Below are 15628 nucleotides of genomic sequence, written 5' to 3' on the forward strand. Positions count from 1 at the left end.
GAGCGGAATGCCCGTCAAAAAAATAGTTGTTTGCATGCTGCTCCTCGTGCTGTGCCTTTGCGCCGGCTGCGGGGAGCAGTCTGACGTAAAAAAGAGTGATATCGTCCTCGATACGGCGGTGACACTCACGGCCCGTGGCGAGGATGCCCAAGCCGCCATCGATGAGAGCATGGCCAGGCTCAGGAATATCGACAATATGGTCAATCCCAATGTGCCGGCCAGCGATGTGAATAAGCTGGCCCAAAATGCCGGCACGGGCAAATGGGTGGCTCTGCAGCCGGAGACCTTCAAGATGCTGGTTGTGGCGCAGGATTATGCCCGTAAGACTAATGGTGCCTTTGATGTGACCACGAAACCTTTGGTGGATCTATGGGGCATCGGCACCGACCATGCCAAAGTGCCAACGCCAGCGGAGCTTTCCGAGGCGCAGAAAAAGGTAGGCTGGCAGAAGCTGGAACTGGACGAGGGGACGCAGAGTGCCCGTCTGCTCCAGAAGGGCATGGGCGTGGATTTGGGCGGTGTTGCCAAGGGCTTTGCCGTGGACGAGGTACGCAAGATATATGCCCGCTATGGTATCAAGGACGGCCTGATCAACTTGGGCGCCAGCTCCATGTATGCGCTGGGCGTGAACCAGGAGGGGACAGCCTGGCGCATCGGCTTGCGCCATCCCCGCAAGGAGGATGCACAGGAGAAGATGGCCATCCTGCCCTTGACGAATGAAGCGTTATCCACGTCGGGCGATTATGAGCGCTTCTTTGAGGCGGGGGGCATTCGCTATCATCATATCATTGATCCGCGCACCGGCTGGCCTGCTAAGAGCGGAGCCATGAGTGTGACCATCGTAGCAGCCGATACCGTGGAAGATGGCGGCATGCTCACAGATATCCTGACGACGGCGGTATTTGTGCTGGGACCGGAGCAAGGGGCACGCTTTCTGCGCGGGCAGGATGGCATTGAAGGGGCTGTCACGGATGGCCGCTATCAGCTTTGGACGACTGGTGATTTAGCGAAGGAACTTGTGGACGTATCGCCTGATTTTCATTTTTGGCAGGAGAGTGGAGAAGGATTATGATGGATGGAATGTTACAGCGCAAGACGGAAAAGCTCAAGGCTCTGCTCACATCCTATGGACAGGTGGCAGTGGCTTTTTCCGGGGGAGTGGACTCCACGCTGCTCCTGAAGGTGGCGCGGGATGTGCTGGGAAAAGAGCGGGTGCTGGCCATAACGGCGGAAAGTGATTTCGTGCCGGTCAGTGATGTGCGTGAAGCGCAGGACTTCTGCCAGCAGGAAGGGGTACAGCATCAGCTGGCCGTGTTGGAGCCGCTGCGTCATTATGATGTGCGCAGGAATCCCGCTGACCGTTGCTACTTCTGCAAGCGGCTGGTTTTTGGCAGGTTGCGGGAAATCGCCGGTGCCGCAGGTATCGTGCATCTGTTGGATGGTTCCAACGTGGATGATCAGGGAGATTACCGCCCCGGCGCCAAGGCCGTTAAGGAGCTGGGGGTCCTGAGCCCTTTGCTGGAAGCGGGCTTCACCAAAGCTGACGTCCGCGCCCTGTCGGCAGCTTTGGGACTGAAGACCGCGCAAAAGCCCTCGGCGGCCTGTCTGGCTTCCCGCATTCCCTATGGAGAGGAAATCACGCCGGCCAAGCTGAAACGCGTGGAGGAGGCGGAAAATTTCCTTCATGAGGTAGGCTTCCTGCAGGTGCGGGTGCGCAGTCATGCGGATTTGGCACGAATCGAATTGCCCAAGACGGATATCGCCGCCTTTATGGACGGTCATTACGAGCAGGTTGTCCCAAAACTCAGGGCCCTGGGTTTTGCCTATGTGACGTTGGATTTGGAAGGCTATCGTACAGGCAGCCTCAATGAAGCTTTGAAAGGAAAATGATATGCCCAAAAGCAATCTGACAACGTTGTGTTATGTCGAACGCGACGGCAAATACCTGATGATGCACCGGGTAAAGAAGGAAAACGACATCAATAAGGATAAATGGGTAGGCATCGGCGGCCACTTCGAAGCCGACGAAAGTCCCGAAGAATGCCTGCTGCGGGAAGCCCGGGAAGAAACGGGGCTCACTTTGACGGATTACAAGCAGCGGGGCATCATCACCTTTATCTCCGACAGATGGCAGACGGAATACATGTTTCTCTACACAGCCACGGCCTATGAAGGAAAAATCGGGGAGTGCAACGAAGGCACATTGGAATGGATCGACAAGGATGCGGTCTATGACCTGCCCCTATGGGAAGGCGATAAGATATTCTTCCGGCTGCTGGAGGAAAAACATCCCCACTTCTCTCTGAAGCTTCGGTATGAGGGCGAAGAATTGGTGGAAGCGGTGCTGGATGGTAGAGACATCCAGACGCACAATAAAAAAGCTGCCCCCCTTCAGGGGGAAGTGAGTCCGTAGGACTCGAAAGGGGGAACTCTTTGACAAGTCAGGTATTTACCAACTTGTCAGAGAGTTACCCCTTCTGCCCTTGTGGGCACCTCCCCCTGAAGGGGGAGGCAGGATATTTTAGCTTATTTGTTCAAAATCCGAGGCCGGGTGCTTGCAAAGGGGGCAGATGAAGTCGGCGGGGAGTTCGTCGCCGATGTATTCATAGCCGCAGATCTTGCAGCGATAGACATGTTTGCCTGCCGGGGGCGGGGCTGTCTGTTGTGGTTTGGGTTTGATGTTTTGCTGATAGTAGTTATAGGTGGCGGAGGGAATGTTCGTCAGAACATCCATATCTGTGACTGACGCGATAAAGAGAGTATGGGAGCCCAGGTCGATTTCCTGGGTTACCCAGCCGGCGATATAGGCGTTGGTGCTGGCGGTGATGATGGGCGCCCCATTGGCGCCACGTTTCCAGTCCGTAAAGCCCGCAAATTTGTCTACGTTCCGGCCGGATTGGAAGCCGAAGTGTTTGAAGAGGTCGAAACTGGCGGCTTCGCTGATGATGGAGGCGGTGAATTTCTTGCTGGCCGCTACGAGTTCGCGGGTGTAGTTGGCTTTGTTGACGGCAATGGTGATCTGGTCCGGGGTATTGGCCACCTGGCAGACCGTGTTGATGATGCAGCCGTTGTCCTTACCATCGAGGTTGGCAGTGAGGACGTAGAGGCCGTAGGGGATATTGAATAGAGTCTTCGGATTCATGGGGAAACCTCCTTTCGTTTACCGTTTAACTACGCTGTTTATGGGAAAAATCCTGCCACGAAGACGCCTGAATGACCGTAATATTTTTCTTCAGCTGAGGCGGCTGACTCCGCCAAACGCTTCGGAAAAACATCACGTCCAGCCGGGCTTAGTGTATGCAGAAATACGGTGAGGGGAAGAGTAGTTAGAAGCCATCAGGATTTTGTAGGCAAGGTTTATGACTTTGTTCTTCACCACTAAGCAGTGGATGGGACCAATCCAGATGTCCGTCCGCTGTTCCACAGCGCTAGAGGATTTCAATATACAAACAGGAATTTCCACCACAACTTGGAAAAACAAGGAATGACACAAAGTATGTCTCGTGTAGTCCACTGCATTGACAACGGGCCTATGGAAGGATTATGGGGCATTCTTAAACGAGAGATGTACTATGGCCGGCGTTTTACCAGCAAGCGTGATCTTATGTGTTCGATTGAAACATACATTCATTATTACAACCACAAACGTGTGCAACGGAATCTTGGCATCCTGACACCGATAGAGAAATATATCTTGTATTTAGCCGCGTAAAAAGGCCGACAGACGAATCTGCCGACCAAAGAAATTTTATATTTTTTATTGTCCTCTTGACGGGGAACAGCCCATTGTGCTGGGGGTTAATGGTTGGCCAGTTTGTAGATTTCGATGGCCGCTATCTTGTCGATGGGGTGGAAGTTGGCTACTGTTTTGGTGCCGCCGGCGGTGCAGGAGTCGGCAAGTTTCGCCAGAACGTCCTCGCTTTGGATGCCGATGCCCAGTTCGGTGAAGTTGGTGGGCATATGGATTTCTTTGAAGTAGGCGACAGTCCGCTTAATACCGGCTTGGGCACGTTCTTCCTCGGTGCCGTCTTTGATGTTCCAGACTTTTTCAGCGAACTTTGCAAAGCGGGGGATATCATCCCGATAGACGTATTTGGCCCAGGAGCCCCAGACTGCAGTGAGGCTGGCACCGTGGGTGACATCGAAGCGGCCGGAAAGTTCATGGCCGAGCTTGTGGCAGGCGAAGTCTTTGCAGCGGCCTAGTTCAGTGAGGCCGCAATGAGAGATGGTGCCGGCGTACATGATCTCGCTCATGGCATCATAATCGGTCTGATTTTTGATCGCGCGGTAGGAGCAATCGATGACCGTGGTCATAAGAGCCTCGGCGATGCGGTCAGTCAGGGCATTTTCTTCCTTGACATTAGTGAAGTATCGCTCCAGTGTATGCATAAGGATATCTGCGATGCCGCAGACCAGCTGTTTTTTCGGCACGGTGAAGGTCAGCTCTGGATTCATAAAGGCCAAAGCCGGACGGTTGAAGGGGGTATTGAGTCCTGCTTTTTTGCCTGTTTCCTCGTTGGTGATGACGGCAGAATCGCTGGTCTCACTGCCGGCTGCAGAGAGTGTCAGCACGGCGCCAACGGGCAGGCTTTTTTCGAGCTTCACAGTGCCATTCCAGAAGGACCAGACGTCGATTTCAGGATTAGCGGTACCGTGAGCGGTGGCCTTTGCGGAGTCAATAACGCTGCCGCCGCCGATAGCGAGGATAAAGTCTGCCTTGAAGTCGATGGCCTCTTTTACGGCTTCACGAACCCATGAAAGTCGGGGATTTGGCTGGACACCTCCCTTGCTCTTGGTGAACAGGCCGGCAGAGTGCAGCTGGTTTTCGATTTTGCCTAGCAGGCCGCTTTTGACAATGCTGCCGCCTCCATAGACGATGAACACCCGATGGGCGTTATAGGTGGGGAGCTTTTCGGCAACTTTTTCCTCGGCGCCACGGCCAAAAACGATTTCTGTAGGAACTTTGAAGTTGAATGCTTGCATAGTGATACCTCCATAGATTGCTTGCTATCATATTGAGTATTATATAAAAAAAGGAAAAATCCTGCTATATATTTGTGGAAAATACGTCTGCATGCGGGAGGATATTTTCTGGTGTTGAGACGGATAAGCCTTTAGATGCTCCGGGTGACGCCAAGGGATGAGGCAGGGAGAGGGAGTGTGTTTTCACTGGTGTTTTTTGTTGACACTGACTGATGTCTTTGCTATTATAAGAAAGGGAAACTGTAAACAAATTCTCCAAACTCAAAATGAGGCTGGACTTCGCAAGTGGCGGGGCAGTCAATTTGAGTTTTATTTTCGTGTTTTCACTTCCGCGGTACAGAGATGCCGCAAGAATCCTGAGGAGGAATTCACTAATGATTGAACGCTACACCAACCCGGAGATGGGTCATCTTTGGTCCATCGAGAACGAATGGCAGCAAATCCTGAATGTGGAGCTGGCTGCCTGCGATGTTATGGCAGAACTGGGCGAAATCCCGGTGGAGGCTGCGAAGAACATTCGCGCCAAGGCAAAGTTTGACGTGAAGCGCATCAAGGAAATTGAATCCGTGACGCATCATGATATCATTGCCTTCCTGACCAACGTCGCTGAAAATGTTGGTGAAGATTCCAAGTATGTGCATAAGGGGCTGACGTCCAGCGACGTAAAGGATACCGCTTATTGCATGATGATGCGGGATGCTGCAGACATCATCCTCGACGACCTGCGCAAATTCCGTGAGGTTCTGCGCCGCCGCGCCGTGGAATTCAAACATACGCCTTGCATTGGCCGTACCCATGGCATTCATGCTGAGCCCATGACCTTTGGCCTCAAGATGGCTCTCTGGAGTGCAGAGATTGAACGCGATATCGACCGTGTGGAACATGCGAAAAAGACGGTTTCCGTCTGCAAGCTCTCCGGTGCGGTTGGCACTTACTCCAACATCGACCCGGAAATCGAGCAGCGTGTGGCCAAGAAGCTGGGCTTGACTCCGGTTCCCCTGGCAACCCAGGTTATCCAGCGTGACCGTCATGCTGAATTCGTGACGACGTTGGCTATCGTTTCCAGCACGCTGGAAAAAATCGCTACGGAAGTCCGCAACTTGCAGCGCACGGATATCCGTGAAGCTGAAGAGTACTTCTCCCCGGGGCAGAAGGGTTCTTCTGCTATGCCGCATAAGCGCAATCCCATCAACTGCGAACGAATCTCCGGTATGGCCCGCCTTGTACGTGGTAACGCTGTCGCAGCGCTGGAGGATATCACCCTCTGGCATGAGCGCGATATTTCCCATTCCTCCGTTGAGCGCGTGATCCTGCCGGACAGCACCATCAACGTGGATTATTGCACTCGCAAGCTCACGAACATCATCGATAAGCTGCTGGTTTATCCGGATAAGATGCTCCATGATATGGAACGCACCGGCGGCCTTATCTACAGCCAGCGCATCATGCTGAGTGTTGTCAGCAAGGGCGTGCTGCGTGAGGATGCTTATAAGTGGGTACAGCGCAATGCCATGAAGCGCTGGATGGAAGGTCAGGATTTCCGCACGAGTGTGGAAAATGACCCGGATATCACGAAGTATCTGACGAAGGAAGAAATCGACGATTGCTTCGATTACAAGTATTTCCTGCGTCATGTCGATATGATTTTTGAACGTTTCGGACTTTGATTCTGGAATCAAAGCATTAAGGAGAGAGACATATGTCAACAGTAGTAGTAACCGGTACCCAGTGGGGCGATGAAGGTAAGGGGAAAATCGTCGATTATCTGGCTCAGCAGGCAGATACGGTAGTCCGTTTTCAGGGCGGCAGCAATGCCGGTCATACGGTCATGGTAGACGGCGAGGCCTATAAGCTGCGCCTGATGCCTTCCGGAATCCTGTTCAAAGGTTCCCATTGCATTGTCGGCAATGGCGTGGCTTTTGATCCCATGGTCATGCTGGAGGAAATGGATGGTCTGGCTGCAAGAGGCGTTGACCTGTCCGGCATCCGCATTTCCAACCGTGCTCATGTGGTGCTGCCGTACCATCGCCTGATGGATGGCATCGGTGACGAAGCCCGCGGTGACAACAAGATCGGCACCACCAAACGTGGTATCGGCCCCTGCTACATGGACCGCGACAACCGCATCGGCATCCGCGTCTGCGACTTGATGGATGAGGAAGAATTCGCTAAGCGTCTGCAGGAGAACCTGGAAATCAAGAATAAGGAACTGAAGCTCCTCTATGACCATGAGCCGCTGTCCTATGATGAGATCCTCAAGGAATATCTGGGTTATGCAGAGCGCCTGCGCCCCTATGTCTGCGATACCATTGCTCTGCTGAATGACGAAATCAAAGAGGGCCGCAAGATTCTCTTCGAAGGTGCTCAGGCTACGATGCTGGATATTGACTATGGCACTTATCCGTATGTTACCGCTTCTCATCCCATTTCTGGTGGTGTAGGCGTGGGCGCTGGCGTGGCTCCCAACAAGATCGACAAGGTTGTGGGTATCGTCAAGGCTTACTGCACCCGTGTGGGTGAGGGACCCTTCCCCACGGAACAGCTCAATGCTATCGGCGAGAAGATCCGTGAAGAAGGTCATGAGTACGGTGTTGTTACGGGCCGTCCCCGTCGTACGGGCTGGCTCGATGCCTGCGTGGTCCGCTATGCCGGCCTGATTTCCGGTATCGACTACATGGCTGTGACACGTCTCGACATTCTCGACAACTTCGAGGAGATCAAGATGTGCGTGGCCTACAAGTACAAAGGCGAAATTCTCAACGAGATTCCGGCCAGCCTCAAGGTGCTGGCGGAAGTTGAACCGGTCTACGAGACTTTCGAGGGCTGGAATACGGATATCAGCAAGGTGCGCAAGTACGAAGATCTGCCAGAAAACGCCAAGAAATATCTTGAACGCATGGCAGAAGTGACCGGCATCAAGCTGGGCATCGTATCCGTTGGCCCGAACCGCGATGAAACCATCGTCCTGGCACAGGATATTTTCTAAGATTATGAATAAAAACAGGTATTTCCGCTACCGTATCGTTTCGGAAATACCTGTTTTATTTTTAGGCTGTTGAAGTGGCTATTGCAGTAATTTTAAGACATTGCCGCTATTTTTGTTAGCCTGTGCCAGCATGGCCTGTGCAGACTGGTTTAAGACATTGGATTTGATATAGCCGGTCATTTCCTTAGCCATATCGGCATCACGAATCAGGCTCTCCGCCGATTCGGTGTTTTCCTCGCCGGTCACCAAATTGCTTTCTGTTTGGTTAAGCCGCATCTGATAAGCACCCATGCGGGTGATCTCATTCAAGGCATAATCAACAGCATGATCCAAAAGCCCCATGGCTACCAAAGCTGCCTCCAATGGAGTAACGTGGGCATTTTCTATCCCCATGTCCTTGGGCCACATGGCATTGATGAATACCCGCAAATTCTGGTTGGCCTTAGGTCCGGTATGAATAATCAAGGGATCTCCGATCACAAGGTCGGTACTTTCGAATTCGTTCCGTGGTTCGCCATAAATGCCATTGATGAACTGCAAGGGGCACTTGTCATCATTTTTTAAGAAATAATAACTGCCGTTGATTTCAGCTAAACGCAAGTAGTGCAATTCATCAATCAAAAGATTAGATGAAGTTGTGTCAAAGGTGTTGGAGGTCACATATTGTTTTATGGGCATTTGGCCTTGTGCAGATTTTACGGCATTAAATACTGCCTGTGCCAAATCTGTTGCGTTGGTCACGTTTTGAATACCTACGGTATAAGCCCGGGCAAAACCATTGACCAGTTGGCCGGCTGGGGGCGTTGGAGAAGTAGTATAGGAAGAGGAAGTGGTACTGGCATCAAAAATAAAATTAATATACTGTGAACATTCGCCACAAAGGATGGCGAATCCCTTTCCGTCCAAAGCACTGGGGTAATTTACCGATAGGTTGGAAAAATCCATGGCTACAGCAATTTGTTTACGCTGGGCACTATTAGGTGGTCGTAGCTGACCTTGTCCCACCCAGTAATTCCAATTCCCGTTGCCGCTGCCCACATAACTGCTGTCTACTGGTACACCGGTTCGTCCGCCGGAAATGATGCGATTATCCGAAGCACAGGTGTTAAAGGCTGGCTGAAAACCGCTGATTAATGTGTTTTGTCCGCTGCCTCCACTTCCAGAGGTGTCCAGCCGGTATTGGGCATAGTCCCCCGTCAGTAACAGTCGGCCATTGTAGTTGGTGGTGGCTGTGATCTCCGTAATGCTTTCCATGCGGCTGGAAAATTCTTTTTCGAGAGTCTCTCTGTCCAAATCTGTATTGTGGTCGTTAGCCGAATTGATGGCTAACTCCTTCATGGAGCGCAGGTTATTGATAATTTCCTGCATGCCGCCTTCGGCGGTAGCTACTAAATTCCTGCCGGTTTGTGTGTTTTGAATATCCTGCCCCAGGGATCGGATCATCACGCGCATCCGTTCCGAAATGGAGTAGCCAGAAGCATCATCACCGGCACTGTTGATGCGCATCCCGCTGGCAACCTTCTGTAGCTGCTGGTTCCGGCTGGAATCATTTTTCTTCATTTGTCCCAGCGCCATCATACTGCTGCTGTCATTGCGAATTGTCATAGCCATAGGAAAAGTCCCTTCTTCCTTTTGTAATCCCTGACAAAACAATACATCTTATATACTATATTGTATAATAATTTTTTTTATTTCGGCAAGTCTTTTTTGGAGAAAATAAATCGGGGACAACTGCCTGTGAATGTATGCCCCCTCCAATTTATTATAAAAAATCTTTCTGCAAGGGGGATATTTTCTTTTTATGGCGAACAATTACACTAATAGAAAACCATGGCGCACTGTTTATGTATACATTACTTAAATTTACAAAAACAGTGGATTTTTATGCAAATATCTGCTATGATGTAAAAGTATATAAGAAATAGATATATTTAATATGTAAATTGAGTTATATTGATTGTGTAATTGGAGGCGGGTTTCATGAAGGCTGAGATTAGCGTCAAGTTGGCGCGGTGTAAAGGCTGCGGCATCTGCGCGGCTTTTTGCCCCAAGTCGGTTCTCGGAATTGACGAGCTGGGCAAAGTCGTTGTCGCACATCCGGAAGACTGTATTGGCTGTGGGCAGTGTGAGCTGCGCTGTCCGGATTATGCAGTATTTGTGGATAAAGTTACAGCAAAGGGGGGCGCAGCATGAGTGAGGCAAGATTGATGCAGGGCAATGAGGCCTGCGCGGAAGCTGCTATTGCGGCTGGAGTGAACTTCTTTGCAGGGTATCCGATCACGCCGTCCACGGAGATTGCAGAGACCATGGCCAAGCTACTGCCGAAAGCTGGCGGCAAGTTCATCCAGATGGAAGATGAGATTGCCTCCATGGGCGCAATCCTCGGTGCTTCCCTGGCTGGCTGCAAGGTGATGGACGCTACTTCCGGCCCGGGCTTTTCCTTGAAGCAGGAACTTATCGGCTATGCTGCCTGTGCGGAGATTCCCTGCGTGTTGGTGGATGTGCAGCGTGTCGGTCCCTCCACGGGTCAGCCGACCGCGCCTTCTCAGGGCGATGTGATGCAGGTGCGCTGGGGCACGCATGGTGACCATCCGGTGATTGCGCTCTCTCCCTGGAGTGTCCGCGAAACCTATGATGCCACGGTGATGGCGGTGAATTATGCAGAGCGTTTCCGTACGCCGGTTATGCTGCTGATGGATGAGATGGTCGGTCATCTGCGGGAAAAGGTGGAACTGCCCGAGAAAATCGATATCTATCCGCGCCGTAAGCCGACGAAAACCCGCGCTGAAGGCTATCAGCCTTTCGCGTCGGAGGATGATCTGGTGCCCAATGTGGCAGATTTCGGTGAGGGCTATCATATCCATGTGACGGGCCTCATCCATGATGAGACAGGGTTCCCGGTGGGCAGCCCGAAGGTCACGGAGGATTCCATCCGCCGTCTGCATGAGAAGATTGCGCGGGCCGGTGAGGAAATCATCCATACGGAAAGTTACTTCATGGAAGATGCGGAGTATGCCGTGGTATCCTTTGGCGGTACGGCCCGTACGGCTTATGAGGCGGTGCGCGAAGCTCGTGCCGCCGGACAGAAGGTTGGACTGGTGCGCTTGTTGACCATCTGGCCTTTTGCCGATCAGGTGATTGCGGAACTGGCTAAGAAAGTCAAGGGCATTGTGGTGGCCGAGCTCAACTACGGCCAGATTGTCCATGAGGTACGTCGTGCGGCAAATGGTGCCTGCCCCGTGAGCCTTTGCGGCAAGTATAATATGCGGGCATTTGAACCCGCAGAGATTTTGGCCAGCATTCATGAAATGGTAAAGGAGGTTGAAGGCTGATGGCAGCAGAAAGAGAATATGAACAGTATTTCCGTCAGAATCGCCTCCCGCACCTCTGGTGCCCCGGCTGCGGCAATGGCATTGCCATGAAGGCAATCGTGCAGGCGATAGCGAAGCGCCCGGAACTCAATCAGGATAATACGGTGATCGTGTCCGGTATCGGTTGTTCTTCCCGTGCTTCAGGTTATATGGATTTTGATACGCTGCATACGGCGCATGGGCGCGCGATTCCCTTTGCCACGGGCATCAAACTGGCAAGACCAGAACTCAATGTGGTGGTTATCACCGGTGATGGTGACTGCACAGCTATCGGCGGCAATCACTTCATCCACGGCTGCCGCCGTAATGTGGATCTGACGGTGGTTCTTTTCAACAATAATATCTACGGCATGACCGGCGGACAGGCATCTCCGATGACGCCGACAGGCCGCAAGGCTACCACAGCGCCCTATGGTTCCGTTGACCGTCCTTTTGATGCCTGTGCCCTGGCCGAAGCAGCTGGCGCCACTTATGTGGCTCGCTCCACGGCTTACCATGTGCAGCATCTGACGGATATGATCGCCAAAGCCTTTGACAATCATGGTTTCTCTTTTGTAGAAGCGCTGGTGCAGTGTCCCACGGCCTATGGGCGCAAGAATAAACTCGGTTCTCCTGCTGATATGATGAAGTGGATGCGGGACAACGCCGTGATGAAGGCGGCCTGGGATAAGCTCAATCCGAGTGCGGTTGAGCCGGAAAAATTCCCCATTGGCCTGCTCTATGAAGCAACAGCCATGGATTATGATACAGCCTATGATCAGGTCATTGAACGGGCAGGAGGGATGAAGTGATGAAAAAGCAATTAAGACTCTCCGGTTCCGGTGGTCAGGGCGTGATTACGGCAGCAATCCTTCTGGCAGAAGCAGCTGTAGCCGAGGGGAAAGAGGCGGCTCAGAGCCAGTCCTATGGACCTGAGGCCCGTGGTGGTGCATCCAAGGCCGAGGTCATCATCAGTGATGAGACGATTTACCATCCTCATGTGGAAACGCCGGATCTTGTTCTGGCCATGACACAGAAGGCTGCGGATAAATACTACAGCGACCTGCATAAAGACGGCCTGCTGATATTGGATGACAGTCTGGTGCCGGAAACGCCGGACTTCCCGAATGTCGTGCGCCTGCCGATTACGAAGCTGGCGGTAGAAGAACTAGGCAAGGCTCTGTTCGCCAATATCGTAGCCTTGGGGGCTTTGGTGCGCATCACCGATCTGGTGCAGTTTGATACGGTCAAGGCGTTTGTCGCCAAACGCGTGCCGCCCCATACGGTTGAAGCCAATATGAAGGCCTTGCAGTTGGGCTGGGATGCAGCAGAAAATATCTGAATGGGAAAGCCGCTTTGTTAAGCGGTTTTTTCGTGTTTGCTCGTTTTCTAATCAAATTATAATTTGTCAAACACTTGCAAATTGCTATTATCTATGCTAAGATTAACAAGGTCTTGGAAATGGATTAGGATTTGCTGAGGAAACATGGACACTCATGGAAAGAATAATCCGCCTTCAAGACGAATATTAACACTATATTATTGAAGGAGGAGTTTCTTATGAAGAAGACTCTCGTATCCGCTCTGACGACCGCTCTGGTTGTTGGTGCAGCTAGCACGACTTTCGCAGCTAGCAACCCGTTCTCCGATGTACCGCAGGGTCATTGGGCATATGATGCCATCAACCAGCTGGTTGAAGACAACGTAATCAATGGTTATGGCGACGGCACGTTCCGCGGCGACCGTACCATCACTCGTTACGAAGCTGCTAAGATGGTAGCACAGGCTATGGCTAAAAACCCGACTGGCAACGATGCAGCTGTTGTTGACAAACTGAAAGCTGAGTTCGCTGATGAACTGAACAACCTCGGTGTTCGCGTTAGCAACCTCGAACGCAATGCTGACAAAGTGAAATGGAATGGCGTTGCTGAGTACACGGCTACGAGCAAACATGAAAAGGTATATGGCGATAAGACGAAGACCAACAACTCCAACCTGTTGTTCCGTCTCGAGCCGAAAGCTGAAGTTAACGACAACTGGCATGTAAATGCTCGTCTCGATGCTAATACGCAGCTGCACACGGACCGTGGCAACAACGGTAACGTTGAACTGAAGCGTGTATGGGCACAGGGCGACTATGACAAGTTCACCGTTAAACTCGGTAAGTTCGCTTCCCTGAACGATGACAGCATTGCTGATACGCCGTTCTCCGGTGCTGAAGTTTCCTTCGGTAACGTTGTAAAGGCTAAAGTTGGCGCTGGTCGTCTGAGCGATGGTATTTTCAATGCTGACCCGGCTAACTATCAGTATGTTGGTCTCGAAGCTAGCAAAGAAAAGCTCTCCGGTGGCCTTGCTTGGCATCACCTGAACAGCAACTCCATCAAGAACGTTGCTGGTTACAAGAAAAATGGCGTTTCTGACGAAGCTAACATCGTAATGGTTAAGGGTGGTTATGCATTCGACAAGAATGTAAGCGCAAATGCTTGGTACTCCAACAACCACGATGCTGATCGTTACGAACAGGCTGCCAGCGCTGAAGTAGACTACAAGGGCGCTCAGAAAGAAAACCAGGGCACTTGGGGTGCATGGCTGGCTTACCGTCATCTCGGCGGCAATGCTCTGATCCACAGCACTTATGATGTTATCGATGCCAACTACAAAGGTTGGGAAATCGGTGGTAACTACACGGCCTTCAAGAACGTTGTAGCTACGCTCCGTTATGGTAACGAAAAGGGCATCTTCAACAAGAACGTTAAGGCTCAGAACTTCTTCGGCCGCGTTGAATTCTTCTTCTAATCTCTGGATTAGCAGATATACGCAAATGACAAAGACCTCCGCTTCGGCGGAGGTCTTTTTGAGTTGCATTAAGCATTGATTTGTGCTAGACTTGATGTAGAGAAAAAGACCACCGACAGATGGCGTGTTTCCTGCCGTTGCAGTGGTCAGTGCACAGTGAATGCACCAAGGTTATTAGAAAGTAATCTTGGTGCATTGTCAATTTAGCGTACAATTGGGGAAAGAAGGCAGATTATGAGTAGTATCCGTATCGGTATCTTAGGCTATGGCAATCTGGGCCGGGGCGTGGAATGCGCTGTGAAGGCCAATGATGATTTGGAACTGGTGGCAGTGTTCACCCGTCGTGATCCCGCACTCCTGACCATCAAGACTCCTGGTGTACCGGTGGTCAATGTCAGCGATGTGGAAGAATGGGAAGACAAGATTGACGTGATGATCCTCTGCGGTGGCAGTGCCACGGATTTGCCGGTACAGACTCCGCACTATGCCAAACTCTTCAATGTGGTGGACAGCTTCGATACCCATGCTCGTATTCCCGAGCATTTTGCAAATGTGGACAAGGCTGCCAAGGAAAATGGCCATGTCGGCATTATCTCTGTGGGCTGGGACCCGGGACTTTTCTCCTTGGCGCGTGTCTATAGCAATGCAATTCTGCCCGATGGCAAGGACTATACGTTCTGGGGACGGGGTGTGTCCCAGGGGCATTCGGATGCCATTCGCCGCATTGCAGGTGTGGCCGATGCCCGTCAGTACACGGTACCTGTAGAAAAAGCACTGGCTGCTGTCCGTGCTGGCGAAAATCCAGACCTCAGCACACGGGAAAAACACACGCGTGAATGCTATGTGGTGCTGGAAGAAGGTGCAGATGCCGCCAAGGTTGAGCAGGAAATCAAGACCATGCCCAATTACTTCGACGAATACGATACAACGGTGCATTTCATCAGCCAGGAAGAATTGGATCAGAATCATAAAGGCCTGCCACATGGCGGTTCGGTGATCCGCAGTGGTATTACTGGCCATGATGGTGAAAACAAGCACGTGATTGAATTCAAGCTGAATCTTGATTCCAATCCGGAATTTACTACCAGTGTGCTTGTCTGCTATGCCCGAGCAGCTTACCGGCTGGCGAAAGAAGGGGCAACCGGCTGTAAGACGGTGCTCGATATTGCGCCCAGCTATCTCTCGGCCAAAAGTGGTGAAGAATTGCGAGCACACCTGCTGTGATTTGCTGTAATATAATGGAAAAGGAGCTGTGGATTTTATCCATAGCTCCTTTTCGCATGTCATCAATTATGGGCTTGCAGGGCTTTCCACAGCACTTGTGAGCTCAGGGAACTGACAGCATGTCGTTCAAACGCTTCTTGCATTTTTTTTCCCAGACCGATAGTATCTGAGAGTGTCGCATCCGTTGCTTCTTTCAGGAGAAAGATATTTTCTTCCAGTGCAGAAAAACTAATGCCTGATTCCAAAACGTCCGAACCTCCTATATAGTTGTTTGGTTGTACAACCATTT

At 51.6% G+C, this 15628-nt stretch carries 16 protein-coding genes; 12 read left to right on the forward strand and 4 right to left on the reverse strand.

Translation table 11 applies throughout. The annotated features are described in order from the left end of the window. Positions 1 to 7: 7 nt before the first annotated feature. Genes BUB68_RS10235 through BUB68_RS10245 form a run of 3 tightly spaced genes read left to right on the forward strand, consistent with a single transcriptional unit; the run spans position 8 to position 2413 of the window. Complete coding sequence (locus tag BUB68_RS10235) at positions 8 to 1072, forward strand: FAD:protein FMN transferase (RefSeq protein WP_073090962.1); 1065 nt, start codon at positions 8 to 10, stop codon at positions 1070 to 1072. Further along, the gene (gene larE, locus BUB68_RS10240) at positions 1069 to 1890 is read left to right on the forward strand and encodes an ATP-dependent sacrificial sulfur transferase LarE (RefSeq protein WP_073090965.1); all 822 of its coding nucleotides are present in this window, start codon (positions 1069 to 1071) and stop codon (positions 1888 to 1890) included. Before BUB68_RS10235 ends, larE begins: the two co-directional genes overlap by 4 nt. Position 1891: 1 nt before the next feature. After that, positions 1892 to 2413 (forward strand): NUDIX hydrolase, encoded by a 522-nt coding sequence (locus tag BUB68_RS10245; protein ID WP_073090967.1) that lies wholly within the window; start codon positions 1892 to 1894, stop codon positions 2411 to 2413. A 108-nt stretch (positions 2414 to 2521) separates the two neighbouring features. Here the strand turns inward: BUB68_RS10245 and BUB68_RS10250 are convergent, their stop codons facing one another. Next, complete coding sequence (locus BUB68_RS10250; RefSeq protein WP_073090969.1) at positions 2522 to 3142, reverse strand: flavin reductase; 621 nt, start codon at positions 3140 to 3142, stop codon at positions 2522 to 2524. Between the two features lie 342 nt (positions 3143 to 3484). Here BUB68_RS10250 and BUB68_RS15835 point away from each other — a divergent pair, with 342 nt between their 5' ends. Continuing rightward, the gene (locus tag BUB68_RS15835) at positions 3485 to 3712 is read left to right on the forward strand and encodes an IS3 family transposase (RefSeq protein ID WP_081371957.1); all 228 of its coding nucleotides are present in this window, start codon (positions 3485 to 3487) and stop codon (positions 3710 to 3712) included. A gap of 86 nt (positions 3713 to 3798) precedes the next feature. On the opposite strand, the gene BUB68_RS10260 is transcribed toward BUB68_RS15835, so the two are convergent. After that, positions 3799 to 4983 (reverse strand): iron-containing alcohol dehydrogenase, encoded by a 1185-nt coding sequence (locus BUB68_RS10260; protein ID WP_073090972.1) that lies wholly within the window; start codon positions 4981 to 4983, stop codon positions 3799 to 3801. A gap of 374 nt (positions 4984 to 5357) precedes the next feature. Here BUB68_RS10260 and purB point away from each other — a divergent pair, with 374 nt between their 5' ends. Then, positions 5358 to 6650 (forward strand): adenylosuccinate lyase, encoded by a 1293-nt coding sequence (gene purB / locus BUB68_RS10270; RefSeq protein WP_073090977.1) that lies wholly within the window; start codon positions 5358 to 5360, stop codon positions 6648 to 6650. Positions 6651 to 6682: 32 nt separating this feature from the next. Beyond that, the gene (locus BUB68_RS10275; RefSeq protein WP_073090980.1) at positions 6683 to 7969 is read left to right on the forward strand and encodes an adenylosuccinate synthase; all 1287 of its coding nucleotides are present in this window, start codon (positions 6683 to 6685) and stop codon (positions 7967 to 7969) included. 78 nt (positions 7970 to 8047) lie between these two features. Here BUB68_RS10275 and BUB68_RS10280 read toward each other — a convergent pair whose 3' ends face one another. Then, the gene (locus tag BUB68_RS10280) at positions 8048 to 9580 is read right to left on the reverse strand and encodes a flagellin N-terminal helical domain-containing protein (protein ID WP_073090983.1); all 1533 of its coding nucleotides are present in this window, start codon (positions 9578 to 9580) and stop codon (positions 8048 to 8050) included. Positions 9581 to 9949: 369 nt separating this feature from the next. Here BUB68_RS10280 and BUB68_RS10285 point away from each other — a divergent pair, with 369 nt between their 5' ends. The 6 genes from BUB68_RS10285 to BUB68_RS10310 all read left to right on the forward strand — a co-directional run bounded on the left by BUB68_RS10285 (position 9950) and on the right by BUB68_RS10310 (position 15339). Next, a complete protein-coding gene (locus BUB68_RS10285) occupies positions 9950 to 10162 on the forward strand; it encodes a 4Fe-4S dicluster domain-containing protein (RefSeq protein ID WP_073090986.1) in 213 nt (70 codons plus the stop codon). After that, entirely contained in the window at positions 10159 to 11301 is a 1143-nt protein-coding gene (locus tag BUB68_RS10290) for a 2-oxoacid:acceptor oxidoreductase subunit alpha (protein WP_073090988.1), read from the forward strand. The genes BUB68_RS10285 and BUB68_RS10290 overlap by 4 nt, the downstream gene beginning before the upstream one ends. Beyond that, positions 11301 to 12131: a thiamine pyrophosphate-dependent enzyme gene (locus BUB68_RS10295; RefSeq protein WP_073090991.1), complete on the forward strand. Its 831-nt coding sequence runs from the start codon at positions 11301 to 11303 to the stop codon at positions 12129 to 12131. Before BUB68_RS10290 ends, BUB68_RS10295 begins: the two co-directional genes overlap by 1 nt. Next, positions 12131 to 12661 carry a 2-oxoacid:acceptor oxidoreductase family protein gene (locus tag BUB68_RS10300; protein WP_073090992.1) on the forward strand — a complete coding sequence of 177 codons (531 nt, stop codon included), beginning with the start codon at positions 12131 to 12133 and terminating at the stop codon, positions 12659 to 12661. Before BUB68_RS10295 ends, BUB68_RS10300 begins: the two co-directional genes overlap by 1 nt. Before the next feature lie 218 nt (positions 12662 to 12879). Further along, a complete protein-coding gene (locus BUB68_RS10305) occupies positions 12880 to 14115 on the forward strand; it encodes a putative porin (RefSeq protein ID WP_073090994.1) in 1236 nt (411 codons plus the stop codon). Positions 14116 to 14349: 234 nt separating this feature from the next. Beyond that, a complete protein-coding gene (locus BUB68_RS10310; RefSeq protein ID WP_073090996.1) occupies positions 14350 to 15339 on the forward strand; it encodes a diaminopimelate dehydrogenase in 990 nt (329 codons plus the stop codon). 62 nt (positions 15340 to 15401) lie between these two features. Here BUB68_RS10310 and BUB68_RS10315 read toward each other — a convergent pair whose 3' ends face one another. Further along, entirely contained in the window at positions 15402 to 15584 is a 183-nt protein-coding gene (locus tag BUB68_RS10315; protein ID WP_073090999.1) for a hypothetical protein, read from the reverse strand. Between the last annotated feature and the right edge of the window lie 44 nt (positions 15585 to 15628).

The sequence above is a fragment of the Pseudoselenomonas ruminantium genome (assembly GCF_900142515.1).
Lineage (GTDB): Bacteria > Bacillota > Negativicutes > Selenomonadales > Selenomonadaceae > Selenomonas_A > Selenomonas_A ruminantium_D.